The following is a 24,315-nucleotide window of genomic DNA, read 5'->3' on the forward strand; positions in this document are numbered from 1 at the left end:
CATTCTGTCGTGAAATAAAGGACTGGGCGTGCTCTTTTACCAAGAGCCCGCCCAGTCCTTTTTTTATCGCCAGAGATCGCCATGACCACAACCGAACAGCTGAGTGCGTTGAGTTCAATCCTGACTCAAGGCGGTTTGCACAGCTTGTTCCAGCCGATCATCAGCCTCTCCGAACGCCGTATTCTTGGCTACGAAGCCCTCAGCCGTGGCCCGTCCAATAGTCCACTGCACTCCCCCATCGCATTGTTCGCCGTGGCCCGCCAGGCCAGCCGCTTGAGCGAACTGGAAATCGCCTGCCGGCAGAGCGCATGCCGACGTTTCAACGAGCAGCAACTACCCGGCAAGCTGTTCCTCAACGTTTCCCCGGAATCCCTGCTCGAAGCTGCGCACCAGCCGGGCCGCACCCTGCAACTGTTGCAGGACTTCGGCATCCCGCCGAGCCAGGTGGTGATCGAACTCACCGAGCAAACGCCGATCGACGACTTTCAGTTGTTGCAAACCGCCCTGCATCACTATCGGGCGATGGGGTTTTCCATTGCGCTGGATGACTTGGGTGCGGGCTATTCGAGCCTGCGCCTGTGGTCCGAGTTGCGTCCGGACTACGTGAAGATCGACCGGCATTTCATCGATGGCATCCACCAGGATGCCCTCAAGCGCGAATTCGTCGGCTCGATCCTGCAGATCGCCAAGGCGTCTCGGGCGCAGGTGATCGCCGAAGGCATCGAGTTGCCGGAAGAGCTGGCGGTGTTGACGGAAATGGGCGTCGATCTGGTCCAGGGCTATCTGCTCTGCCGCCCTCAGGAACATCCACCCCGGGATGCCCGGACCCTGATGCCGAGACAGGACAGTACCGCCGTTGTACTGAACGATGAAGCCAGCGACCTCAGTGCCCTGCTCAACGACCAGCCCGCGATGGGCCGCGATACCCCGACCGCTAACGTCCTCGAGGCTTTCCGCCGTCAGGCCAACCTCAACTCACTGGCGGTGCTGGACGAGCAAGGCCAGCCGTGTGGCATCGTCCATCGGCATTCGCTTTCGGACGCCTTGCTCAAGCCGTTTGCCACCGACCTGTTTGCCCGCAAGCCCATCAGCCGCCTGATGAACGATGATTTCCTGGCCGTCGAGATGAGCCAATCGCTGCAACAGGTCAGCCGCCTGATCACCAGCCGCGCCCGGCAACGCATCGAAGAAGATTTCATCATCACCCTCAACGGCAGCTATCTGGGCCTGGGCCGGGTAATCGATGTGCTGAAACTGATTACCGAACTGAAAATCCAGCAAGCCCGCTACGCCAACCCGCTGACCCTGCTGCCCGGCAACGTGCCGATCCAGCAATGCCTCACGCGGCTACTGCAACAGAAGCGCGAATCGGTGATCTGCTACGTCGACATCGACAGCTTCAAACCCTTCAATGACATCTACGGCTACGGCCGTGGCGACGAAGTCCTTCTCTGCCTGGCGCAATGCCTGAACGACCGCGTCGACCCGTCCCGCGACTTCGTCGGCCATATCGGCGGCGACGATTTCCTGATGGTGCTCGGCCCGGAAGACTGGGGCAAACGTTTGAACCAGCTACTGGACGACTTCCAGAGCCAATGCCGACGCTTTTACCGCAGCGAACACCTGGAAGCCGGCTGTTTCATTGCCCCCAACCGCCAGGGCGTGCGCCAGGAATTCCCGTTGCTGTCCCTGTCCATCGGCGTGGTCCATTTGCATCCCGAGGCCTGTGGGGAAATCGATGCCAGCCAGTTGGCAGAAATGGCGTCACAAGCCAAGCACCACGCGAAAAATGTGCCGGGCTACAGCGTGCATGTGATTGATAGCCTGGCGGTGCCTGAGCCTGAAGGGGCCTGGCTGACGGGACAACGCTGACTGAGCTGACGCCATCGCGGGCAAGCCACGCTCCCACAGGTCCGTGTCGCACGTCATTTTTGTGAACGACATGTCCCCCTGTGGGAGCATGGCTTGCCCGCGATGACGCCCGCTCAGACAACTCAAATGTCCGACATCATTGATCCGTCACTAAACCCCTGAGGACAGCCCCCGCAACCGCCGCCCAACCACATCCAGCACATCGCACCCATCCCGCAACGGAATGGCGCACAGCAAGGCAAAATCGCTGAGAATGAAAGATTCACACTCGATCGAACCGCGCATGGATAGATTTTCCAGGACTTGGGTGACGGCACGGATTCGATAATTGGCAGCATCGGTCAGAACGTCGAGCGGTGCGTGGGTGTCGACGAACAGGGTGGGCATTTCGGAGCAGTTGCTGGTGAGGGCCATGAAGCGGTTATCGGGATGGGGGATTGGTTTTTCGTAGGGTGGATCGGGATGGATACTTTTCATCGTTTAAACCTCTGGTAGCGAAATGGAAGCCTCCACCGACCTTCCTACAGGTTTGGGTGGCAGCTATACGCGGGGTAGGAATACCGAGACCAGAGCACTCGGCCACACCGAAGCGTGCCCGCGCACAGCTGCCGCAAATGATCTTACGGATGCACATTGTCAGCCGCAATTCAGATACCGACGCCAAAGCGTTCTTCTAGTCCTCAAGGGTTCCTACGCCCTGCCACCGTTTTTGCGGGGGCAGCCAAAGACTATCCATGGAGTTCACATCGCACCAGTTCATGGAAACCGCTAGATCTTGAAGGAAATCTCCTAGGACGTTGCCTGGAAACTTCGCAACTCTGTCAGAAGGACACATCAAGCCTATCCACAGTAATTTTTACGTGTTTTTCATTGAACTGCGGATACTCGTAGTGAAGGCCTTGATCCGTAAAATCAACGAAGGATCGGAAAGTACCTCCGTCCAAATACCCAGAAATAATGCATGAGAAACCAAGACCAACCATCTCGACCCCTACACCTGCTTCTTGTGATGCCACAACACAATCGCCATCAGGCAAAACCATTTCGAATTCAACTTCATACCGTCCACCCACCCTGATATCCAACGGGCAGTAGCTCGCGAAGCATTTAACAGTCACACCATCGACAAGCAAAACGATAGCGTCTTCGACCACTTCGTCGATATCGATTACTAAAGCTTCATATTTACTAGTCATCAGCAGGCCTTATCACTTTATCTCGTCCATCACCGTTTATAGTTCTCCAAAACTCTTTCCCGCTTTTTGTATGCAACGTCGTAATATCTTGATTTTTATTGGTGCCCACGAATGCAAACTTGGCGTCACCCCTTCGATTATTGCCCATCAACTGTAGATACCCTCCTCGAATCTCACCCTTGTATTCATAATCGACTCGGGTGCCTTGATTCACGACTTGTCGAGCTATCAGTAAATACTCTTCTTTGCTCATAGCCCCAAACTCCGCACCATGTTTTTCATAATGCCCAGTGAGCTTCTCTTCATTTCCAAAATCTTGAGGCTTTGATCTTGGTTTTGGAACCTCCGGCTCACCTTCATCCACACTAGCGCCAGCACTGCTATCCGGCACCGAACAACCCGGCTTATTCCCCCCCGGACAATTCCCACTCAACCCCAACGGATCCACCCACCCCGTCGGGTTCGGCACATAGCGATAGGCATTCAAGCCACCCGCCAGCTTCACGGGATCCGGCGTCAGATAACGGCCACTGTCCGGCTGGTAATAGCGATGGCGGTTGTAGTGCAGCCCGCTCTCAGCATCGCAGTACTGGCCCTGGAAGCGCAGTGGTTGCTCCAGTTGTTCGCCGCCACCGTGGGTCAGTTGGCGCAGTTTGCCGTAGGCCGTGTAGCGGGCCGACCAGACGATTTCGCCGCCGTAGTCGGTGAGTTCCTGCGGGGTGCCGAGGTGGTCGAGTTGGTAGTAGAACGGGCAGGCTTTTGTCGGGCCTTTTCCGTCGAGCAGGGCCAGCGGGCGGAAGCTGCCGGGTTCGTAGAGGTAGCTGCGGTAGTGGCTCGGGCTGCTTTCGGCGACGAGCTGGTCGCCTTGCCAGAAGAAGCTGGTGGTGTGGCCGTCGACGGTCTTGCTGATGCGCCGGCCGAAGGCGTCGTAGCGGTAGGCCGCGTGGCGGCCGTCCGGCAGGGTGATGCCGATCAGGCGGTGCTGGCTGTCGTAGCGGTACTCGGTGATGCGGTCGCCACGGCGTTCGCGGCTCAGGTTGCCGAAGGCGTCGTAGGCGTAGTGGCGATCGGCGTGGCGTAGCAGGCGGTTGCCCTTGAGGTGCCAGGGGCCGGGGCGGTCGTGGATCAGCAGGTTGCCGGCCGGGTCGTGGCTGAAGTGTTCCGCCTCGTCGTGACGGGCATGACGCACGCCGGTCAGGCGGTCGCACGGGTCGTACTGGTAGTGGCGCGGGCCGTGACGGCTGTCGTCGATCTGCAGGAGCTGGCCGCTGGCGCTGTAGGCATAATCGCGACGGTACCGTGGGCGTTGCTGTTGGCTGACGGCGTGGGCCTGCAGGCGGCCCTGATCGTCGTAGGCGTAATCGCTCAACAAGGTCCCTTGCTGGCGCTGGCGTTCGCGGCCGCACGCGAACTGGTGGCCGGTCAGGCGCGTGCCGTTGAGGTCGATGGCGGTCAGCGCGCCGCCTTCGGCGCGGTGGTACTGCAAGCGGTTGTTGTCCGGCAGGCGCAGGTGCTGCAGCTGGCCGCAGGCGTCATAGCCGTAGCGCAGGGTGCCCCAGCCCTGGTGTTCAGTGATCAGCCGGTCATGGGCGTCGTACTCGAACGCCAGCGGATGCGCCTGGCCGTCGTCGACGCTGACCAGCCGCCCCAGCCGGTCATAGCGGTACTCGACCTTGCTCCCGTCGGGCAGGGTCTTGAGCAACAGGCGTCCGGCGCTGTCGCGTTGATAGGCGGTGACGAGCTGCGAGCCGTCATCGCCGAACTCGGTTTTCTCCAGCAATTGACCCTTAAGGTCGTAGGCATAGGCGGTGCGCCGACCGTCGAAGCCGGTTTCCTGGCGGATCAAGCCACCGGGCGTGTAGTCCAGCCGATAGCTGTCGCCGGACTCGTTCTCGATGGCGGTGAGCAACAGTTGCGCGTGGTCGTAGCGGTACTGCAGTGTGCTGCCATCGGGGTTGATCCGCCGGCTGACCAAATGCAAATCGTCGGCGTACTCGTAGCGGGTGACGCGCTCCAGTTCGTCGCGCTCGGCGGTAATCCGGCCGTAGGCGTTGTAGCTGAAGGTGCGGCGGGCGCCGCTCGGCAACGTCACCTGCAACAGGCGGCCGACGGCGTCCCACTGGTAGCGGGTGATGCCGCCGAATTCGTCCTCGACCGTGGTCCGTCGCCCCCGCGCGTCGTAGGCATATTGCCGGCGTCCGCCGTCGGGGCGGGTTTCTTCGAGCAGTTGGCCGAGGCGGTTCCAGGTGAACAGATGCTGACTGTGGTCCGGATAGCGGATCAGCACCATGCGCCCTTGCGCGTCGTATTCGTGGTAGGTGCTCTGGCCGTCGGGGTCGATCAGCCAGGTGAGATCGCCCTGGGCATTGCGCTGGTAGGTCCACTTGGCTTGACCGCGATAGCGCGCATGCAGGAAGCCGTTGCGGTACTCGTAGGACGTTGGCGCGTCTTCCGGCGGAATCAGCGCGACCAGCCGGCCGACTTCGTCGTAGCGGTAGTCGGTGACCGCGCCCAGCGCATCCTGTTCGGCGATCAGGCGGCCCTGGGCGTCATAAGCCTTAAGCAGCTCGCCGCCGTCGGCGGTGACCCGGCGCACCAGCCGCGCCTGGTCGTCGTGGACGTAACTTTCCTGGCTGCCATCGGCGTGGGTGAGCCGCACCCCGCCGGCGTCGTCCCAGGCATAACGGGTGTCCATCTGCGCAAAGGAGGCCCAGTGGCGGATGCAGCGGGCTGCCTTGCCGGCGCGCTCCCACTCCCAGTAGAAACTCGCGCCGCCGGCCAGCTGCCGCTGCAGGAGGACGTGCTGCTCGTCGTAGTCGTAGCGCTCGCTTTCACCGACGGCGTTGGTGGCCTCGATCAGCCGGCCGCGGCCGTCGTAGCGGTAGCTGACCAGGGTCTGCTCCGTGCGCCAGGCCGGCGGCTGCTCGTCGGCCAGGTCAAAGCACTGGTAGTCGACGGCGATCAGGTGCTGGCGGTCATAGCGCAGCCGCAAACAACGCCCGGCGCCGTTATCGAGGCGCTGGATGCGGCCAGACAAATCGCGCTGCACCGTCAGCCGGTTGCCGTAGGCGTCGCTGATCGCCGTCAGACGCCCGTCGATAAAGTGCTGGAAACGCGGCGCCTCGCCGGCCAGCGCCACGATCAGCTCATCCGCCTGCTCGCCGAGGTAGATTGCCGCCCGCGCCAGGCTGTTGTGGATCGCCGGGCGCGCCAGGCTGGGGCGGGGAAACGGCGTACGGCGGTTTTCCGGATCGATCCACAGCACCGTGTCGCCGTCGAGCTCCAGGCGCTGGCTCAGCGCATGGCTCCAGCCGAAGCCGAGGCCGCAGTCGAGGTCGACGGCGCTGGTGCGATACAGGCGGGTGAAGGCGAAGGGCAGCAGACCGTCGAGGGTGCCGTCGGTGAGGCTCAGCAGTTCTTCGCCGGTGACCAGCGACAGCGGACAGCCGTGGGTGGCGGTGTGGGCGGCGGGTTCGACGCTGTCGCCGTTGGGGTTCTTCGCCTGTTTCGGAACGTCGTCGTGGTGTTCGTCTTTCTTCAGCGTGGTATTGCTGCGAGCGTTCCAGCGCAGTTGCATCCGGCCTTTTTTCAGCCCGGCCGCCACACCCCGGGCAGCGACTTTTTTGTAGCGGTCAACGTAAACAACGAAGGTATTGAGGATCGTGAACATCGCCTCAACCAGTCGTGCTACCGCACTGATCAACTGCGCGCCGCGACTGGCCAAACGCATCTTCAAGTAGGCAATTCCACCCCCTGCCGTGGCGAAGGTCAGGACGACCGCGATCAGGATGTCGATCAGCAATTCCACCACCAGCATCGATACGGCTTTGGCAGTCTCACCGGCGATCACGCTGGGTGGCAGCATGTCCAACCAGAGGCTGGCTGTGCGCAACAGTAGAGAAAGCGCCGCCTCGTCACTGGCCAACAGCTGGATCTTTGCCATCTCCTGCGGCGCTTTTTCCGCCAGCGCCCTCAGCTGATCGACGCCGCTGCCGAGCCGCCCCGCAAACTCACCGGGATCCCGGAGAACGTCCGACAGCAAATGAATGCCGTCCCATACCCCCTCAATGGCCGCCCAACTGCCGGCCAGCATCCCGTTGCCCACGGCCCCTGAAGTCGATTGCGACCACTGTGACTTGAAGACTTCCCACTCACTGCGAAGCCAACTTTCCAGAGCCTGAGACAACTCGTTGTAGGCACTGAAAAGCTCATCCACCTGCTGCGGCGTAACCTCGCTCTGCACCCGCACGCGATAGAACTTTCCCGCCTCGCCCCTGAATTGCCCCTTGCCGTGTTCATCCAGCATGACGGGCGTCGATTCGCCGCCCTTCACCGCAATCACATCAACCTGAATGTTCCCCAGCGGTACGTCATACACCGACTCGAACTTGCTCTCGATCTGCAGTATTCCGCTTTTCGGGCACTGCGCGACCGTCGAAATAAAGTCGTCGTCACCGCTGCTGACAACCGTGCTGGCATTGCCCAGCTTGATCACCCGGTCCATGCCCATCAGCGAGGGCATGTCCATGGCGTGGCTGACCCGGTCGGCGGTCTTGTTGAACCAACGCGAGAGCTGTTGACGGTAGAGCGTCAGGGTATTCGGGAAATGCTCGAGTTCCTGCTCGAACCGGGCGATGTGATCCATCAGCCCACCGAAACGCAGGAAGCCGCGTGAAAAACCGGGTCGAACATGAGCAATCTCTCGCACAGGAAATAGGGCGCGAGGGACTTTGCGGGGGATCAGCGGGGAAAGAAGTCAGACGAAGAGGTGTTTCGTGTAGGGCGATTCGCTAAAACCGATTCACCCATAAAAAAGTGGCGCAGGAGTCTCCTCCTACGCCACTCGGATCTGTCAGATAAATCGGGGTTATTCCGTGGAATCGCGGGAGGCCAGCTCCTGAAGCTTGATCTGCGCCAGCGGATGCCCGGCCTTCGCGGCAATCCCCCAGAACCGCGCCGCTTCGGCGGGGTCCGGCGCCTTGCTCGGTGTTCCGGCGAGGCTGATCACCCCCACCTGATAGGCCGCCTTGCCATCACCGGCCAATGCCGCCAGGCGCAGCAGGCGCACTCCCTCTTCGCGCGCGCCGAGACCCACGCCGCGAAAGGTCAGGATATGGCCATAGAAGCTCTGGGCACCGACATCGCCCAGGTTCGCCATGCGGGCGAACTGACCCTCGAGCCAGCGCCAGCCACGGGGGTTACGCACAAACCATGACCAGCGAAACAACCTGCGCGCCAGCCAGTAATTGACCCGCGCCTTGAGTCGTAAAAACACTCAGGCCTCCGCCGACTCGGGGTACTCGTACTCGAACACCCGCACCACCTCCGAGGCATGCCAGGACGCGGCGGCAACACCATCGGACGGCCCGGAGAAGCGTCCGAGGCGTTCGACGCACTCAAAGAAACCGGTGCGTGGCAGGCGGCTGGCACCCTGGCTGATCACCAATGAACTGCGCAAGGGTTGCTCGGCCTTGGCGTCCAGCGCCGCCAGATGCTCAAGGGCGGCAGTCAGGGTTTGCATGGCGGGCGTGGGGAGCTGCAAACGCTCCAGCAACGCCCGATAGGTCAGGAGATGACGCTGACGGCGCGCCTGATCCAGCTCGCCCAGCAATCCGTCCCAATGTTGACGACTGATGCGTACGCTCACGATTCATCCCTCCACCCCGGCACCGTCAATTCCCAGGCCAGGCTGCGGCGAATCGCAGCGTCGGGCTGACGCTCGCCACTTTCGATCATGGCCAGATAAGACGGGCTGATACCTACCGTGCGGGCGAGCGCCTCAATGGCGATGCCCTTCCCTTCGCGCAAACTGCGTAGCTGATCAAGACCTGGAAGAATCGGGTCCTGGGTTGTCGCAAGCGGCGCTGGGGCCGGACGCGACGGTGCTTCATTGATGCCTGCTGCTTTAAGTAGAGCCTGATACTGAGCCCACGGCAGAACCGCGTATTCGGGTTCGCCTTCGCGTGTAATTATCTGAATATCCATGACTACCCCGTAGGACAACAACACTTAGCGAGTCGGCACTTTTCCCTAGAAGTGTAATCCTAACAGCGGCTAAGGTCGCGGGGGCTATCTATCTGCGGAGGAGACTTGATCGACTCAGTGTTTTTTCGGTCCCTGAAGCTGAAGTTGTTCAGGCGTATTGGGCAGGCGCTCGACGACCGCGAGTCTCTCCGGCCCCTGTCGCTTGCGCCAGGCGCGGAAGGCGTTGAGTTCATCGTCGAGCACTTTCATCAGCCAACCCAGCACGGCGATGTCATCGAGCATGCCGAACACAGGCAGGAAATCCGGAATCGCATCCACGGGACTGAGGAAGTACATCAGTCCGGCCACGACCGATACCACCGCCTTGGGACTGATTGCGCGATACTCACCGCGCCAGTACGCCAGGCAAAGTGCCTGCAGCAGGCGCAGATCGTCTTTGAGCTTGCCCAGCCGATGGCCCTGGCTGGCACCTTTACTGGCCACTGCGAACAGCAAGGTCGGCAAACGTCCACGTGCGAGCAGGCGTCCGGCCAGCGGCAGGAAACGAGCGAAGTTCCAGGGTGTTTTCATGATGACTCCCACGGAAATGTTATCCACACAAATTGTGGATAACCTTGTGAACAGAGCTACTTTTCAAGGCTGAAAGCCCCATTGCACAAGGGCTGAGCTTAGATCGGGCATTTTTTACCCATCAAAAAAAACCCATAATTTCATTGACTTGGCGGTCTGACGCGGTTAACGCCGCTCCTACACTGGCTATGACTGCAGCCTACATCATCGGTTCGCTTTGTTTACCCGTGCCGGACTCCAGATGCAACAACGCCCCGCATGAACGGGGCGTTGTTTTCAAGTCAGGCGCTGATTACTTGGCAGCGTCTTCTTTGGTTGGATCCTTGATTGCCAGCAGTTCCAGGTCGAACACCAGTACCGAGTTGGCCGGGATCGCCGGGCTTGGGCTTTGCGCGCCGTAAGCCAGGTCGCTAGGAATGTACAGCTTGTACTTCTCGCCGACGTGCATCAGTTGCAAGCCTTCGACCCAGCCCGGAATCACGCCGCTGACCGGCAGATCGATCGGGCTGCCGCGCTCGACGGAACTGTCGAACACGGTGCCATTGGTCAGCTTGCCGGTGTAGTGAACAGTCACTACGTCAGTCGGCTTTGGCTGAGGCCCATCGGCTTTCTTTTCCACTTCGTACTGCAGACCCGAAGCGGTCGTCACGACGCCAGCTTTCTTGGCGTTTTCTTCGAGGAATTTCTTGCCGGCGGCCGCCGACTCTTCACTCATCTTGGCCATGCGCTCTTCGGCACGCTTTTGCAGTGCGGCGAAGGCTTCAACCAGTTCTTCGTCCTTGAGTTTCTGTTCTTTCTTGCCAACGGCATCTTCGATGCCCTGGGCTACGGCTTTGGAGTCCAGGTCATCCATGCCTTCCTGAGCCAGGCTCTTGCCCATGTTCAGGCCAATCCCGTAGGAAGCTTTTTGCGCCGGGGTTTTCAGCTCTACGCTGGTCTGCGAGTCACAACCCGCGAGTACCAGGCTAACCAGGGCCACCGCCGCCGCCAACCGATGCTGTTTCATGCTATTTCCTTGTTCATGCGCCTAAAGGGCAATCGAGTAAAGCCGCGAGCTTATCAGGCGGCCACGACCAATGGCTACCGGCATGAGAGCCAGAGATTTCCGATAAGTTCAGGTGTTTAAACGCTTTTCGGAGTGTAGATGATGAAACTTCTGTCATCTCGTTCCCACAGAAACTATTTCTGCATCCCGCAACACCTGGCGTAATGGCCACTTGCCGCCTACCTGGCACTCAGGCATAACGGAAGCATAAATCGACAAGGACGTTCATCTTGCGCCTCTTATTCCGATTGCTGTGTGTGATGGGTGTCCTGCTGTGTGCAGGCCTGGCCGTGGTGTTGTACTACGTCGCCAATCCGAAACTGCCGCTGTGGTCCCCGGCGCAGCAGGTGCATTACCTGGAGCAATGGAGCGTTGCCGACCGCGATACCTATTACTTCACGCCCCAGGGCACTCAGGTCAAAGGCTTGCGCTACGACTGGTTCACTGCGCTCGAACTGCCTTTCTCGCAACAACGCTTCGCCGCTCCTGAATACCTTGCGCGCTTCGGTTTCTTGATCGACCCCGGGCAGAAACCCACACCGAACAACCCCGGCAACCTGCCGGTGGGCTTTGCCCGGCACCAGAATTCCGCTGGCACAGAAACATTTCTGGATATTACCTGCGCCGCCTGCCACACCGGAGAACTGCGCTTCAAGGGACAGGCCGTGCGCATCGACGGCGGTTCGGCGCAGCATGTTTTGCCTTCCAGTGTTCCTACACTGCGAGGCGGGAGTTTCGGACAAGCACTGGTGGCGAGCCTGGCCTCGACTTACTACAACCCGTGGAAATTCGAACGTTTCGCCCGCGAGGTGCTGGGCCCGGACTACGAGGCCCGACACCAGCAACTGCGCAAGGAATTCAAAGGCTCCCTGGATACCTTCCTGAAAGTGGCCTGGAATGACACCCATCGCGGGCTCTACCCGACTGAAGAAGGCCCGGGGCGTACTGATGCGTTCGGGCGCATTGCCAACGCCAGCTTCGGCGATGCGATTTCCCCCGCCAACTACCGCGTGGCCAACGCCCCTGTCGACTATCCGCCGTTATGGGACATGTGGACCTTCGATTGGGTGCAATGGAATGGCTCGGCGAAGCAACCCATGGCGCGCAATATCGGCGAAGCCCTGGGTGTAGGCGCCACGCTGAATTTTTTTGACCCTAACAGGCAGCCGCTGATGGGCGCTGACCGTTACCCCTCCAGTGTTCGAGTGCACGATTTGCACCTGATCGAGGAAACCCTGCAACGGCTGGAACCACCCGCCTGGCCGGAAGCCCTGCTAGGAACAATCGACAAGCCACTGGCTGCCAAAGGTCGTGCCCTGTTCAGCGAGAACTGCGCCGGCTGCCACGTACCAAGGGTGACTCAAGGCGAAGGGCGATACGTACAACACCTGAAGATGCTGCCGGTGGCGTTCATCGGTACCGACCCAGGCGCCGCCAACAACATTGCCGACCACCGTTTCGACCTGACGGCGCTGCAATGGAATCAGCAGGAACTGGAACAACTCGACGTCGAGCCCAAGCCCACCGAGCCGCTCGATCTTAGCCAGATGTCAGTGGCCAGGGGCCTGGCCTATGTCACGGCATTTGTCGGGAACCGGGCTTATCGCGACGCCGGTATAACCCCGGCCGAACGACCGCAGCTGGACGGTTTCGGCCTGCCTATCGGAGTACGTGAATTACGCGCCTACAAGGCTCGACCATTGGCAGGCGTGTGGGCGACGGCGCCGTTTCTGCATAACGGTTCGGTGCCAAGCATCTACCAGTTGCTCTCACCACAGGATGAACGCGCAACCACGTTTTACAAAGGCACCTTCGAGTACGACCCAAAGCACCTGGGCTATCGCACCGAAGCCTTTACCAACGGCTTTCAGTTCGACACGCGCATCACCGGCAACCACAACAGCGGGCACGAATTCCGCTCCGGCAAGCTCGGCAACGGCGTGATTGGCCGCCTGCTGCAGCCGCCGGAGCGCTGGGCACTGCTGGAGTATCTGAAAGTGCTGGGCGGCCCGCTGGAGTCGCAGCTGCCATGATCAAAAGGATTTGCTGCCTGTTGAAGACCCTCTGGTTGCGCCTGGGCACCTTTCTTGGCAAGGCGTTGCTCTGGCTGTCGGGACTTGGACTGCTCGGCTGGGCGCTGGCCACCGCGTGGTTTGCCTGGCAACACCGCGGGCCGGTATCAGCGCAGGAACTGATCCCGAATGGTGAAGCGGCAATGACTCAGGAGATCATTCAGACCGCTGTGCGCATCGTCGACCAGCACCGCGAAAGCACACGCTATCTGCGTGATGCCCATGCCAAGGCCCACGGCTGCGTGCAGGCGGAAGTCCAGGTACTGCCGGAATTGGAAAGCGACTTGCGCCAAGGCGTGTTCAGCGAACCCGGAAAAACCTGGCAAGCGACCATGCGCCTGTCCAACGGCAACGCCTACCCACAATTCGACAGCATCCATGATGCCCGGGGCATGGCCATCAAGCTGCTCGAAGTGCCGGGCAAACAACTGCTGAGCGATCAGCCGCAACGAGGCGAACAGGACTTCGTGATGTTCAGCCATCCGAATTTCTTCGTCAGCGATGTCGCTGAGTATCGTCAGAATGTCGCTGCTCAGGCGGATGGCAAAACAATGATGGCGTTCTTTCCGGGCTGGGACCCGCGCGCCTGGCAGGTGCGTCATCTGTTCATTGCCCTGGCGACGCTCTCACCTGCACCGCCGAGCCCGACCCGGACGACCTATTTTTCGGTTTCGCCCTATAAATTCGGTGAGGCCAATGCCAAGTTTCGCGTGATGCCCGACCCAGGAAGCTGCCCGGACTACACCTTGCCGGCACAAAATCAGAAGCTGCCGAACTTCCTGCGCAGCGCGCTGAACCAGCAGTTATCCACAGATCGAGTGCCGGCGTGCTTCGTCTTGCAGATCCAGCGCCAGGACGCAAACAAATACATGCCGATCGAAGACACCAGCATTGAGTGGCGTGAGAGCGATGCGCCGTTCCAAACCGTCGCGAGGATCACAGTGCCGGCACAGGATTTCGACACGCCGGCGCTGAACCTGCAATGCGACAATCTTTCGTTCAACCCATGGTTTGGACTTGAGGCGCATCGTCCGATTGGCGGCATCAACCGACTGCGCAAAGCCGTCTACGAGGCCGTCAGCGACTACCGACACGCCCGCAATGCCGGGCTGTAGGAGCGAGCCTGCTCGCGATGGTCGTCAACGATAACGCGGGAAGTCTGACACCCCGTGGTGTTCTCGGGTTTTTCGCGAGCAAGCTCGCTCCTACAAAGGCAGAAAACCCAAACGCCAGACGACAAAAAGCCCGCATTAAGCGGGCTTTCTGTGTGGTGACCTGGCGTTCAGTGTTCCAGGTTACCGAATATGGCGCAGCGGACGGGACTCGAACCCGCGACCCCCGGCGTGACAGGCCGGTATTCTAACCGACTGAACTACCGCTGCGCGTAGCGTTGAAAGTGGTGGGTGATGACGGGATCGAACCGCCGACATTCTGCTTGTAAGGCAGACGCTCTCCCAGCTGAGCTAATCACCCTTTACCTTCGTTGCGGGGCGCATTATGCCACAGGTTTTTATAAAGTGTTGATTTAATTGATAAATTTTTCAAAAAAATCTAAAAACCAGTGAAACGACGCGCCCAGCAGATACAACCGACAAACTTCAGGCAGAAAAAAGCCCGCATCAGCGGGCTTTTCCGTGGTGACCTGGCGTTCAGTGTTCCAGGTTACCGAATATGGCGCAGCGGACGGGACTCGAACCCGCGACCCCCGGCGTGACAGGCCGGTATTCTAACCGACTGAACTACCGCTGCGCGTAACACTTGAAACGAATGGTGGGTGATGACGGGATCGAACCGCCGACATTCTGCTTGTAAGGCAGACGCTCTCCCAGCTGAGCTAATCACCCTTCGCTTCGGTGTGGCGCGCATTCTACGGAGCGACCCCACCTCTGGCAAGCACTTTTTTAATTAATTTTTTCATGCCTTCCAAAGGCTTAGAGAAGGGTTGGCCTATGGCACACGGAGGACAATAATGCCCGCCTTTGTATATAAGGAGAGACTCACCCCATGTGGTTCAAAAACCTGCTTATCTATCGCCTGACCCAAGATCTGCCTGTTGATGCCGAGGCGTTGGAAACTGCACTGGCCACCAAACTGGCGCGCCCATGTGCAAGCCAGGAGTTGACCACCTACGGTTTCGTCGCACCGTTCGGCAAGGGCGAAGATGCGCCGCTGGTGCATGTCAGCGGTGACTTCCTGCTGATCAGCGCACGCAAGGAAGAACGCATCCTGCCGGGCAGCGTCGTGCGTGACGCGGTGAAGGAAAAGGTCGAAGAGATTGAAGCCGAGCAGATGCGCAAGGTCTATAAGAAGGAACGCGACCAGATCAAGGATGAAATCATCCAGGCTTTCCTGCCGCGCGCCTTTATCCGTCGCTCATCGACCTTCGCCGCCATCGCGCCGAAACAGGGCCTGATCCTGGTCAACTCGGCCAGCCCGAAACGCGCCGAAGACCTGTTGTCCACTTTGCGTGAAGTGATCGGTACGCTGCCGGTGCGTCCACTGACCGTGAAGATGTCCCCGACCGCGACCATGACCGAGTGGGTCACCACCCAGAAAGCCGCGGACGATTTCTTCGTGCTGGACGAGTGCGAACTGCGCGACACCCACGAAGACGGCGGCATCGTGCGTTGCAAGCGCCAGGACCTGACCAGCGAAGAAATCCAGTTGCACCTGAGCACCGGCAAAGTGGTCACCCAGCTGTCACTGGCCTGGCAGGACAAGCTGTCCTTCGTCCTCGACGACAAAATGGTGGTCAAGCGCCTGAAGTTCGAAGACCTGCTGCAAGACCAGGCGGAACAGGACGGCGGTGACGAAGCCCTGGGCCAACTGGATGCCAGCTTCACCCTGATGATGCTGACGTTCGGCGACTTCCTGCCGGCATTGGTTGAAGCCTTGGGTGGGGAAGAGACTCCCCAAGGGATCTAAAGCCTGCCGGTTCCCCTGTGGGAGCGAGCCTGCTCGCGAAAGCGGAGTATCAGTCGACATATATATTGACTAACCCACCGCCTTCGCGAGCAGGCTCGCTCCCACATTGGTTTGTGGTGTTATTTAAAATAAGGATCAGGCCATGCGCGCATTGGCTGCATTGAGTCGTTTTGTCGGCAACACCTTCGCCTACTGGGTACTGATATTCGCTGTCGTGGCGTTCCTGCAACCGGCATGGTTCATCGGCCTCAAGGGCGCCATCGTCCCGCTGCTCGGGGTGGTGATGTTTGGCATGGGCCTGACCCTCAAGCTCGAAGACTTCGCCGAAGTCGCCCGCCATCCATGGCGCGTGGCACTAGGAGTCGTTGCACATTTCGTGATCATGCCCGGTGTGGCGTGGTTGCTCTGCCAGGCCTTCCATTTGCCACCGGAGATCGCCGTCGGGGTGATTCTGGTCGGTTGCTGCCCAAGCGGCACCTCATCGAACGTGATGACCTGGCTGGCACGCGGGGATCTGGCATTGTCGGTGGCCATCGCCGCCGTCACCACCCTCCTCGCTCCACTGCTGACGCCGGCGCTGATCTGGCTCCTGGCTTCCGCCTGGCTGCCGGTTTCGTTCATGGAATTGTTCTGGTCGATTCTGCAAGTAGTGCTGCTGCCGATCGTGCTGGGTGTCGTCGCCCAACGCCTGCTCGGTGATCGGGTTCGCCACGCCGTCGATGTATTGCCGTTGGTGTCTGTGGTGAGCATCGTGATCATCGTCACCGCCGTGGTTGCCGCCAGCCAGGCGAAAATTGCCGAGTCCGGCCTGCTGATCATGGCCGTGGTCATGTTGCACAACAGCTTCGGCTACCTGCTGGGTTACTTCACCGGGCGCTTGTTCAAGCTGCCACTGGCCCAACGAAAATCCCTGGCCCTGGAAGTCGGCATGCAAAACTCCGGGTTGGGTGCCGCGTTGGCCAGCGCGCACTTTTCGCCACTGGCGGCGGTGCCCAGTGCGTTGTTCAGCGTCTGGCACAATATTTCCGGCGCCCTGCTCTCGACCTGGTTCCGACGCATGAGCGAGAAACAGGACCGCGAAATCGCCGCTCAGCAAGCCATCGACTGATCCGAAACTTGATCCCCGGATTAATGCTGGGCACTATATTGCGCAACGCGGGGACGACCCCGCGGCTCGATCGAGTCATTAATCTGGGGACGACCCCGTCAATCGATGGAGGTCTCTGATGTCCTGGATCATTCTGTTTTTCGCCGGCCTGTTCGAAGTCGGCTGGGCCGTCGGCCTGAAGTACACCGATGGCTTCAGCCGTCCGCTCCCCACCGCCCTCACCGTTGCGGCCATGGCTGTCAGCCTTGGCTTGCTGGGCCTTGCCATGAAGGAATTGCCGCTGGGCACGGCCTATGCCATCTGGACCGGTGTGGGTGCGGTCGGCACGGTGATCGCCGGGATCATTCTGTTTGGTGAATCCATGGCGCTGGTGCGGTTGGCCAGTGTGGCGTTGATCATTACCGGGTTGGTTGGGCTCAAGGTTAGCGCATAAGCCACTGACGCCATCGCGGCGGTGCGGCGATCCGACAAGCCTTGCTCCCACAGGTTATGTGGTGTGACCGATATTGTGAACACAACAGAAAACCTGTGGGAACAAGGCTTGCCCGCGATGAGTCCTGCACAATCACCGATTACCTGACTGTCCCACGCAAATCCCCCACCAACGCTTGCAACCTGGCAGGCTCCGCCGCTTCAACCGCCACCGCCGGTCCCGCCACCAAGGTCACCCGCGACCACAACCGGCGAAACAGTCCCTTGCCCGGATCGCGACTGAAGAAACTTCCCCACAACCCCTGCAAGGCCAGGGGAATCACCGGCACCGGTGTTTCTTCGAGAATCCGCGTCAGCCCGCCCTTGAACTCATTGATTTCGCCATCGGCGGTCAATTTGCCCTCGGGAAAAATGCACACCAACTCGCCATCCTTCAGATACCGGGCAATGCGCGTGAAGGCTTTTTCGTAGATCTGGATATCTTCCTGACGTCCCGCAATCGGAATCGTCCCGGCCGTGCGAAAGATGAAGTTCAACACCGGCAGGTTGTAGATTTTGTAGTACATCACAAAGCGAATCGGCCGACGGACCGCACCGCCAATCAGCAAGGCATCGACGAACGACACGTGGTTGCACACCAGCAGCGCCGCGCCTTCATCGGGGATCAGGTCGAGATTGCGATGCTCCACGCGGTACATGGAATGGCTGAGCAGCCAGATCATGAAACGCATGGTGAACTCGGGGACGATCTTGAAGATGTAGGCGTTGACGCCGATGTTCAGCAACGACACCACCAGGAACAACTGCGGGATCGACAGCTTGACCATGCTCAGCAGGATGATCGAGACAATCGCCGACACCACCATGAACAACGCATTGAGAATATTGTTGGCGGCAATGACCCGCGCCCGCTCGTTCTCGGCGGTGCGAGACTGGATCAGCGCGTACAGCGGCACGATGTAGAAACCACCGAACACCCCCAGGCCGAGGATGTCGAGCAACACCAGCCAGGTGTGGCCGAATCCGAGAATCTCGATCCAGCCATGCCCTGCAACACTGTCCGGAATCCCTCCGGAATGCCACCACAGCAGCAATCCGAACACGGTCAGGCCGAACGAACCGAACGGCACCAGGCCGATCTCGACTTTGCGCCCGGAGAGCTTCTCGCAAAGCATCGAACCCACGGCGATACCGACCGAGAACACCGTCAGAATCAGCGTCACCACGGTTTCATCACCGTGCATCCACTCCTTGGCATACGCCGGGATCTGTGTCAGATAAATCGCCCCGACGAACCAGAACCATGAGTTGCCGACAATCGAGCGCGACACCGCAGGAGTTTGTCCCAGGCCGAGTTTCAACGTGGCCCAGGACTGGCTGAAAATGTTCCAGTTCAGGCGCATTTGCGGCGAAGCCGCCGCCGCCCGCGGAATACCGCGGCTGGCCAGGTAGCCGAGCACGGCGATGCCGATGATTGCGGTGGAAACCACCGGCGCGTAATGACTGGACGACATCATGATCCCGGCACCGATGGTCCCGGCCAGGATCGCCAGGAAGGTGCCCATTTCCACCAGACCGTTGCCACCAACCAACTCATCTTCACGCAGGGCCTGGGGCAGGATCGAGTATTTCACCGGCCCGAACAGCGCCGAGTGGGTGCCCATGGCAAACAGTGCCACCAGCATCAGCGACAAGTGATCGAACATGAAACCGATCGCGCCGACCGCCATGATGGCAATTTCCCCAAGCTTGATCAGACGGATCAACGCGTCCTTGGCGAATTTTTCCCCGAACTGCCCGGCCAATGCCGAGAACAGAAAGAACGGCAGGATGAACAGCAGCGCACACAGGTTGACCCAGATCGAACGGTCACCTTCGAGGGTGAGCTTGTACAAGATGGCGAGGATCAACGACTGCTTGAAGATGTTGTCGTTGAACGCCCCGAGGGATTGGGTCACGAAGAACGGCAGGAAGCGCCGGGTGCGCAGCAAGGTGAACTGTGAGGGGTGACTCATCTTCCATGTGTCCCTGATTTAGAGAGAGGCCTGAATACAATGCTTGGAATATCGCACGTCGATCCAGGCCACACATTACCGAAAATTTGCCGGTTATTTCGTTAATCCTGCAATGCACGGCGAGACAAACAACTCGCCCCGCCACGCGCCTTGCACGGTGCGTTTCCCGACAATCAGCCACATCACCGCCAGCAAGGTCACCAGTACACAACCAAAGACACTGAAAAACGTCAGGTGCAGCGTGCTGGCCAGTTTCAACGTCGCCAGAGAATAGACGCCCAACGGGAAGGTGAAACCCCACCAGCCGAGATTGAAAGGAATACCGGCACGCAGATAACGCAGGGTGATCAATACCGCCATCAGCATCCACCACAAACCAAAGCCCCACAGCGTGATGCCGGCGACCAGACCCAGGCCGGCCGCGATTTCACCCATACCTGGCAGACCGTTGGCGGCGAAAATCGCCGGAGCGTCGGCCCCCAGCAGCAACATGCCCAGCGCGCCCGTGCCAATAGGTCCAAGCGCCAGCCAGCTGGAGGCGGCCATATTTTCGTGAGGCAGTTTATGCAGCGCCATGCGCAGCAACAGAATGGTCAGAATGCTGAACGCCACAGGCAGGGAAAATGCCCAAAGCACGTAACTGGTCACCAGTACCACCAATTGCGAATGGGCATCGGCCAGATGCGGCGCCAGCAGGCCACCGCTGGCAGCCGCCACTTCCGCCGCCACTACCGGCAGCAGCCAGACGGCGGTCATCTGATCGATGCTGTGTTCCTGGCGGGTGAACATCATGTAGGGAATCAGCACCCCGCACGCCAGTGACATCGCCACATCCAGCCACCACAAGGCTTCCGCCAGCTGAATCACGCCATCACCCCAGCGCGGCAGGCCGAACACCAGCAAGCCATTGATGATGGTCGCCAGGCCCATGGGAATGGTGCCGAAAAACATCGAAACCGTGGAATGGCCGAAAATCCGCCGCGCCTCATCGAAAAACAGCACCCAACGCGCCGCGTACAACGCCGTGAATAACAGGAACAGCAGGATGTTGAACTGCCAAAGGGCTTCGGCAATGGCGTGCAGAACGGGATTGGCGACGGGCAATTGCGCCAGCGCCAAAGCCAGCACTCCGGTGCCCATGGTGGCGGCGAACCAGTTCGGGGTGAACTGGCGAATGACCTCGCGCGGGTGCTGCAAATGGCGAAAAGGCTTGATTCCGGGTTTGGCAGTGTGGGTGCATGTCATAACGAACTCCTGTCCTCTGGTGAGGTAGAGCCCATCATAGATCCGAATAGAATATCGATATAACGGGTAATATCTCTAAGTGTTATCTATTTTACAAATAAGAGACTAAGCCATCCCGGCGAACAACTCAGCCAACCAATCGATAAACACACGCACTCTATTGCTCAAGTGGCGGTTCGGCGGGTACAGCACGTGAAACGGATAACGCGCTGGCCGCCAATGCTGAAGAATCGGCACCAGCTCACCGCGCTCGATGTGCGTTTGTACGGTGTACGTGAAGGTATGAATCACTCCGAGACCTGCCAGCCCCGCCGCCAAATGTGCGTTGCTTTCATTGACACTGATGAGGCCACGCGCCTGAATTTCGATTTTCTCGCCGTTGCGCTCGAAACGCGCCGGCATCACCCGCCCCGTGCGGGCCGAGTGATAGCTGATGATTCGGTGATGTTTTTCCAGGTCCCGGGGATCAGTCGGTGTACCGAAACGCGCCAGATAAGCCGGCGTCGCGCAGGTGGTCCAGCTCGACAGACCCAACGGACGCGCCACCAGAGACAACTCGGTCAACGGGCCGCCGCGAATCACGCAATCGACATTTTCGCTGATCAAATCCACTGACCGGTCGCTGACACCCAGATCAATCTGGATGTCCGGGAAACGCTCATGGAAATCCGGAAGGGCCGGAATAATCAGGATGCTGGCTACCGAGCCTCCGACATCGACCCGGATCCGCCCTCGCGGACGCCCTTGAGCACTGGCGAAACTGTTGTCCAGGTCATCCAGCTCAACCATCAATTGCAAGGCGCGCTCGTAGTAGGCCATGCCGTCCGCCGTCACCGTCAAGCGGCGGGTGGTGCGTTGCAGCAAGCGCACACCGAGGTGCTCCTCCAGTTCGGCCACCAGTTTGCTGACTGAGGTCTTGGGCAGGTTCAGGGAATCGGCGGCCCGGGTAAAGGATCCAGCCTGTACGACACGGGCGAAGACGCGCATGGCCAGCAATTGATTCATGGTCAACCCTCAGTCGAAGAGCCCTGAGTATTGTCCACAACCATGTACAAACAAACCCGATTCAGGTGATTTTTCTGCCGAATCGTCAGGCATAGAGTGGCTTCAACGGCACACATCAGCGCCGAACTCCTCCCACACGACTCTCGGAGATTCACCGCATGAGCAGCACTCTCAAAGGCAAAATCGCACTGATCACCGGCGGCACTACCGGCATTGGCCTGGCCTCGGCTCAAGCCTTCGTTGATCAGGGCGCCACAGTATTCATCACCGGTCGCCGTCAAGCGGAACTGGATGCGGCCGTTCGCAGCATCGGCCAGAACGTCACCGGCATTCAGGGTGACGTGTCGAACCTTGATGACCTGGACCGGATTTTCGAAGTGATCCAAGCCAGGGCTGGTCATCTGGACATCGTTTTTGCCAACGCCGGTGGTGGAGACATGCTGGCGCTGGGGGCGATCACCGAAGAACATTTCGACCGGATTTTCGGCGTCAACGTCAAAGGCCTGCTGTTCACCGTGCAGAAGTCCCTGCCCCTGCTCAAGGACGGTGGCTCGGTGATCCTCACCGCATCGACCACTGCGACCAAAGGCACGGAAAACTTCAGCGTGTACAGCGCCAGCAAAGCCGCAGTACGCAACTTTGCCCGGTCATGGTTGCTGGATCTGAAGGCGCGCAGGATTCGGGTCAACGTGATCAGTCCGGGTCCGATTCACACCCCCGGCCTGACCGAGCTCGCGCCGGAGGATCAACAACAAGGCCTGCTCGATTATCTGAGCAGCCAAGTGCCAATGGGCCGCCTCGGGTCGCCATCGGAAGTGGGTAAAGCCGCGGTATTCCTGGCCTCGGACGACAGCAGTTTCATCAACGGTATTGAATTGTTTGTAGACGGAGGGTTTGCGCAGATCTAACTGCGGACAACAAAACGGCGCCTCTCGAGGCGCCGTTATTTATGACCGACCGGCAGCGCTACAAACACTGACGGTGCGCTGGCGCAGCAGTGAAAACAGCGCACTCAGCGACAGGATGATCAAAACCCCGCAATACCCATCTGTGGTCGCCACCAGCCCGAAAGTGCGCGCAAGATTGCCGGCCAGCAACGACGGCAGGCAGAACGCCAGATAACTGAGTGTGTAATACGCTGACATCAGACCCGCCCGCTCATGGGGCAAGGCCAGCGGCACCAGACTGCGCACGGCACCCAGAAAACCACTGCCAAAGCCACAACCGGCAACGAGCGTACCGAGGAAAAACAGCGGCAGGTTGGCGCTGTGTACGCCCAGCAGAATCAGGATCACACCTGTCGCAAGCAAACTGGCACCCAGCCGCAACGCCAGGGAGGCCGGTCGATTGCGCAAGGTGAAGATCATCAGGGCGCCCGTCAGCGTCAATGCCGCCACGGTTGATCCACCGACCAGGTTGGATGTTGAACCGGTGGCTGCACGCACCAATGATGGAGCCAGAGACGCGAAGAATCCGCCGAGCGCCCAAGTTGCAGTGTTGAGCGGCAATACCCTCCACAACGTCGAACGCGCTTGCACCGGCACATGCAGGGTCGGCCGCAATGACACCCATGCACCTGGCTGGCGCGAGACACTTTCCGGCAAACGCCATACGTACACGGCCTGCATCGCAAACAGAGCCAAGAGTAACCAATAGGTCAGGTGTAATGGCGCTGGCGCAAATTCGGCCAACAATCCGCAGCCCATCCCGCCCAGGGCCATGCCGAGCAACGGTGCCACGCTGTTGATCAGCGGTCCCTGTTGACGATCGGTATCGAGCAGCGTGGCGCTCAATACGGCGGTGGCCATGCCGGTGGCGAAGCCTTGCAGCACCCGAGCACTGATCAGCCAGGCGACACTGTCGGCGGAGATAAACAGCAGCATCGCCAGAATGTTGAGCAACACAGCGGTGAATATCACCGGTTTGCGCCCCAGGTAATCCGATAGCGAACCGACGGTCAGCAGCGCCACCAACAAACTGAGGGCATACACGCCGAAAATCAGGGTCAGCACCGCAGGCGAGAATTGCAGTTGCTCCTGGTACAAGTGATACAGGGGCGTCGGCGCCGTGGAGGCCGCCAGGAAGCTGAGTAAAGTGACTGCCAGAAACCACAGGCTGGCACGATGGGGATGAGTAGAGGACATGGGAACGCTCCGCAAAAGCTAATTTTTTGCTTTTGCGGAGTGTGCTACCGGATCGCGCTTAAAGCAAACTCTTTGTGTTAAGGTCCGGTGCATGACTTTCAAGACCGGGGCCAGCCCCGGCACGAGACAGGAAACACAGATGACCGCTCCCGTTTTACGTCCCGGTGGCCGCAGCGCCCGGGTGCAAGAATCGATTCATACCGCCGTACGCGAACTCCTCGAAGAGCAGGACCGCTCCACCGTGACGGTGCCGCAGATCGCCGCGCGCGCGGGAGTGACACCCTCGACCATTTATCGGCGCTGGGGTGACTTGTCGGCACTGCTGGCGGACGTTGCGCTCGCCCGCCTGCAACCGGAAACCGAGTCGGCCAGGACCGGCAGCCTGCAAGGCGATGTGCGGGCCTGGGCCGAACAGTATCTGGATGAAATGAGCTCTGCCCCCGGCCGCAACATGCTGCGCGACGTGCAGTCGTGCCTCAAGCCGAGCTATTGCGCGACGATCATTGGCGGGCAATTGCAGGTCATTCTCGACCGCTACCCGGATGAGCCCACGCCCAGCGTCGATCGGCTGATCAATCTGGTGGCGGCGCCTATCGTGTTTCGCATTCTGTTTTCCGAGGCGCCGCTGAAAGTCGAGGAATTGCATCGGTTGATCGCGATTGCATTGAGTCAGTGACACCGCCATTCGCGAGCAGGCTCGC

At 59.8% G+C, this 24,315-nt stretch carries 20 protein-coding genes and 4 tRNA genes; 8 read left to right on the top strand and 16 right to left on the bottom strand.

Annotation, left to right across the window (positions count from 1 at the left end):
• Positions 1-81: 81 nt before the first annotated feature.
• Positions 82-1,872 (top strand): bifunctional diguanylate cyclase/phosphodiesterase, encoded by a 1,791-nt coding sequence (locus LAB08_RS22220; RefSeq protein WP_096509689.1) that lies wholly within the window; start codon positions 82-84, stop codon positions 1,870-1,872.
• Positions 1,873-2,022: 150 nt separating this feature from the next.
• Here the strand turns inward: LAB08_RS22220 and LAB08_RS22225 are convergent, their stop codons facing one another.
• The 8 genes from LAB08_RS22225 to bamJ form a co-directional block, all read right to left on the bottom strand.
• Entirely contained in the window at positions 2,023-2,349 is a 327-nt protein-coding gene (locus LAB08_RS22225; RefSeq protein ID WP_096509688.1) for a hypothetical protein, read from the bottom strand.
• 344 nt (positions 2,350-2,693) lie between these two features.
• Entirely contained in the window at positions 2,694-3,068 is a 375-nt protein-coding gene (locus tag LAB08_RS22230) for a UCP019853 family protein (RefSeq protein ID WP_096509687.1), read from the bottom strand.
• Positions 3,061-7,713 (bottom strand): RHS repeat-associated core domain-containing protein, encoded by a 4,653-nt coding sequence (locus LAB08_RS22235; RefSeq protein WP_217910636.1) that lies wholly within the window; start codon positions 7,711-7,713, stop codon positions 3,061-3,063. The genes LAB08_RS22230 and LAB08_RS22235 overlap by 8 nt, the downstream gene beginning before the upstream one ends.
• Before the next feature lie 222 nt (positions 7,714-7,935).
• Entirely contained in the window at positions 7,936-8,343 is a 408-nt protein-coding gene (locus LAB08_RS22240) for an SEL1-like repeat protein (protein ID WP_096509686.1), read from the bottom strand.
• On the bottom strand, positions 8,344-8,715 hold the full coding sequence (locus LAB08_RS22245) for a hypothetical protein (protein WP_003223109.1): 372 nt from the start codon (positions 8,713-8,715) through the stop codon (positions 8,344-8,346).
• Positions 8,712-9,053, bottom strand: coding sequence for a helix-turn-helix domain-containing protein (locus LAB08_RS22250; protein ID WP_096509685.1), 342 nt, complete (start codon positions 9,051-9,053; stop codon positions 8,712-8,714). The genes LAB08_RS22245 and LAB08_RS22250 overlap by 4 nt, the downstream gene beginning before the upstream one ends.
• A gap of 114 nt (positions 9,054-9,167) precedes the next feature.
• The gene (locus LAB08_RS22255) at positions 9,168-9,623 is read right to left on the bottom strand and encodes a YkvA family protein (protein ID WP_096509684.1); all 456 of its coding nucleotides are present in this window, start codon (positions 9,621-9,623) and stop codon (positions 9,168-9,170) included.
• Positions 9,624-9,915: 292 nt separating this feature from the next.
• A complete protein-coding gene (gene bamJ / locus LAB08_RS22260; protein ID WP_096509683.1) occupies positions 9,916-10,629 on the bottom strand; it encodes a BamJ family beta-barrel-assembly machinery protein in 714 nt (237 codons plus the stop codon).
• A gap of 269 nt (positions 10,630-10,898) precedes the next feature.
• Between bamJ and LAB08_RS22265 the strand changes: the two genes are divergently transcribed.
• Both LAB08_RS22265 and LAB08_RS22270 read left to right on the top strand, forming a co-directional pair.
• Complete coding sequence (locus LAB08_RS22265; protein ID WP_096509682.1) at positions 10,899-12,701, top strand: di-heme-cytochrome C peroxidase; 1,803 nt, start codon at positions 10,899-10,901, stop codon at positions 12,699-12,701.
• A gap of 17 nt (positions 12,702-12,718) precedes the next feature.
• The gene (locus LAB08_RS22270; protein WP_096515240.1) at positions 12,719-13,855 is read left to right on the top strand and encodes a catalase family protein; all 1,137 of its coding nucleotides are present in this window, start codon (positions 12,719-12,721) and stop codon (positions 13,853-13,855) included.
• Positions 13,856-14,045: 190 nt separating this feature from the next.
• On the opposite strand, the gene LAB08_RS22275 is transcribed toward LAB08_RS22270, so the two are convergent.
• From LAB08_RS22275 to LAB08_RS22290, 4 genes are all read right to left on the bottom strand, one after another.
• Positions 14,046-14,122, bottom strand: a tRNA-Asp gene (locus tag LAB08_RS22275).
• A 15-nt stretch (positions 14,123-14,137) separates the two neighbouring features.
• Positions 14,138-14,213: transfer RNA gene (locus tag LAB08_RS22280), tRNA-Val, on the bottom strand.
• Positions 14,214-14,412: 199 nt separating this feature from the next.
• Positions 14,413-14,489: transfer RNA gene (locus LAB08_RS22285), tRNA-Asp, on the bottom strand.
• A gap of 19 nt (positions 14,490-14,508) precedes the next feature.
• Positions 14,509-14,584 (bottom strand) — tRNA-Val (locus tag LAB08_RS22290).
• Positions 14,585-14,744: 160 nt separating this feature from the next.
• On the opposite strand from LAB08_RS22290, the gene rdgC reads away from it, so the two are divergent.
• The 3 genes from rdgC (at position 14,745) to sugE (ending at position 17,206) form a co-directional block, all read left to right on the top strand.
• Positions 14,745-15,665, top strand: coding sequence for a recombination-associated protein RdgC (gene rdgC / locus LAB08_RS22295; protein WP_008060875.1), 921 nt, complete (start codon positions 14,745-14,747; stop codon positions 15,663-15,665).
• Between the two features lie 142 nt (positions 15,666-15,807).
• On the top strand, positions 15,808-16,773 hold the full coding sequence (locus tag LAB08_RS22300) for a bile acid:sodium symporter family protein (protein ID WP_096509681.1): 966 nt from the start codon (positions 15,808-15,810) through the stop codon (positions 16,771-16,773).
• A gap of 118 nt (positions 16,774-16,891) precedes the next feature.
• Positions 16,892-17,206 (top strand): quaternary ammonium compound efflux SMR transporter SugE, encoded by a 315-nt coding sequence (gene sugE / locus LAB08_RS22305; RefSeq protein ID WP_008060873.1) that lies wholly within the window; start codon positions 16,892-16,894, stop codon positions 17,204-17,206.
• A 139-nt stretch (positions 17,207-17,345) separates the two neighbouring features.
• Here the strand turns inward: sugE and LAB08_RS22310 are convergent, their stop codons facing one another.
• The 3 genes from LAB08_RS22310 to LAB08_RS22320 all read right to left on the bottom strand — a co-directional run bounded on the left by LAB08_RS22310 (position 17,346) and on the right by LAB08_RS22320 (position 21,470).
• Positions 17,346-19,220, bottom strand: a complete 1,875-nt coding sequence (locus tag LAB08_RS22310) for an MFS transporter (RefSeq protein ID WP_096509680.1) — start codon at positions 19,218-19,220, stop codon at positions 17,346-17,348.
• 93 nt (positions 19,221-19,313) lie between these two features.
• Positions 19,314-20,465 carry a TDT family transporter gene (locus LAB08_RS22315; RefSeq protein WP_096509679.1) on the bottom strand — a complete coding sequence of 384 codons (1,152 nt, stop codon included), beginning with the start codon at positions 20,463-20,465 and terminating at the stop codon, positions 19,314-19,316.
• A gap of 105 nt (positions 20,466-20,570) precedes the next feature.
• Positions 20,571-21,470, bottom strand: a complete 900-nt coding sequence (locus tag LAB08_RS22320) for a LysR family transcriptional regulator (RefSeq protein ID WP_096509678.1) — start codon at positions 21,468-21,470, stop codon at positions 20,571-20,573.
• A 158-nt stretch (positions 21,471-21,628) separates the two neighbouring features.
• On the opposite strand from LAB08_RS22320, the gene LAB08_RS22325 reads away from it, so the two are divergent.
• Positions 21,629-22,378 (top strand): SDR family NAD(P)-dependent oxidoreductase, encoded by a 750-nt coding sequence (locus tag LAB08_RS22325; protein WP_096509677.1) that lies wholly within the window; start codon positions 21,629-21,631, stop codon positions 22,376-22,378.
• A gap of 39 nt (positions 22,379-22,417) precedes the next feature.
• Here the strand turns inward: LAB08_RS22325 and LAB08_RS22330 are convergent, their stop codons facing one another.
• The gene (locus LAB08_RS22330) at positions 22,418-23,614 is read right to left on the bottom strand and encodes an MFS transporter (protein WP_096509676.1); all 1,197 of its coding nucleotides are present in this window, start codon (positions 23,612-23,614) and stop codon (positions 22,418-22,420) included.
• Positions 23,615-23,753: 139 nt separating this feature from the next.
• On the opposite strand from LAB08_RS22330, the gene LAB08_RS22335 reads away from it, so the two are divergent.
• Positions 23,754-24,290: a TetR/AcrR family transcriptional regulator gene (locus LAB08_RS22335; RefSeq protein WP_096509675.1), complete on the top strand. Its 537-nt coding sequence runs from the start codon at positions 23,754-23,756 to the stop codon at positions 24,288-24,290.
• Positions 24,291-24,315: the final 25 nt, after the last annotated feature.

This window comes from Pseudomonas izuensis (assembly GCF_002356535.2).
Lineage (GTDB): Bacteria > Pseudomonadota > Gammaproteobacteria > Pseudomonadales > Pseudomonadaceae > Aquipseudomonas > Aquipseudomonas izuensis.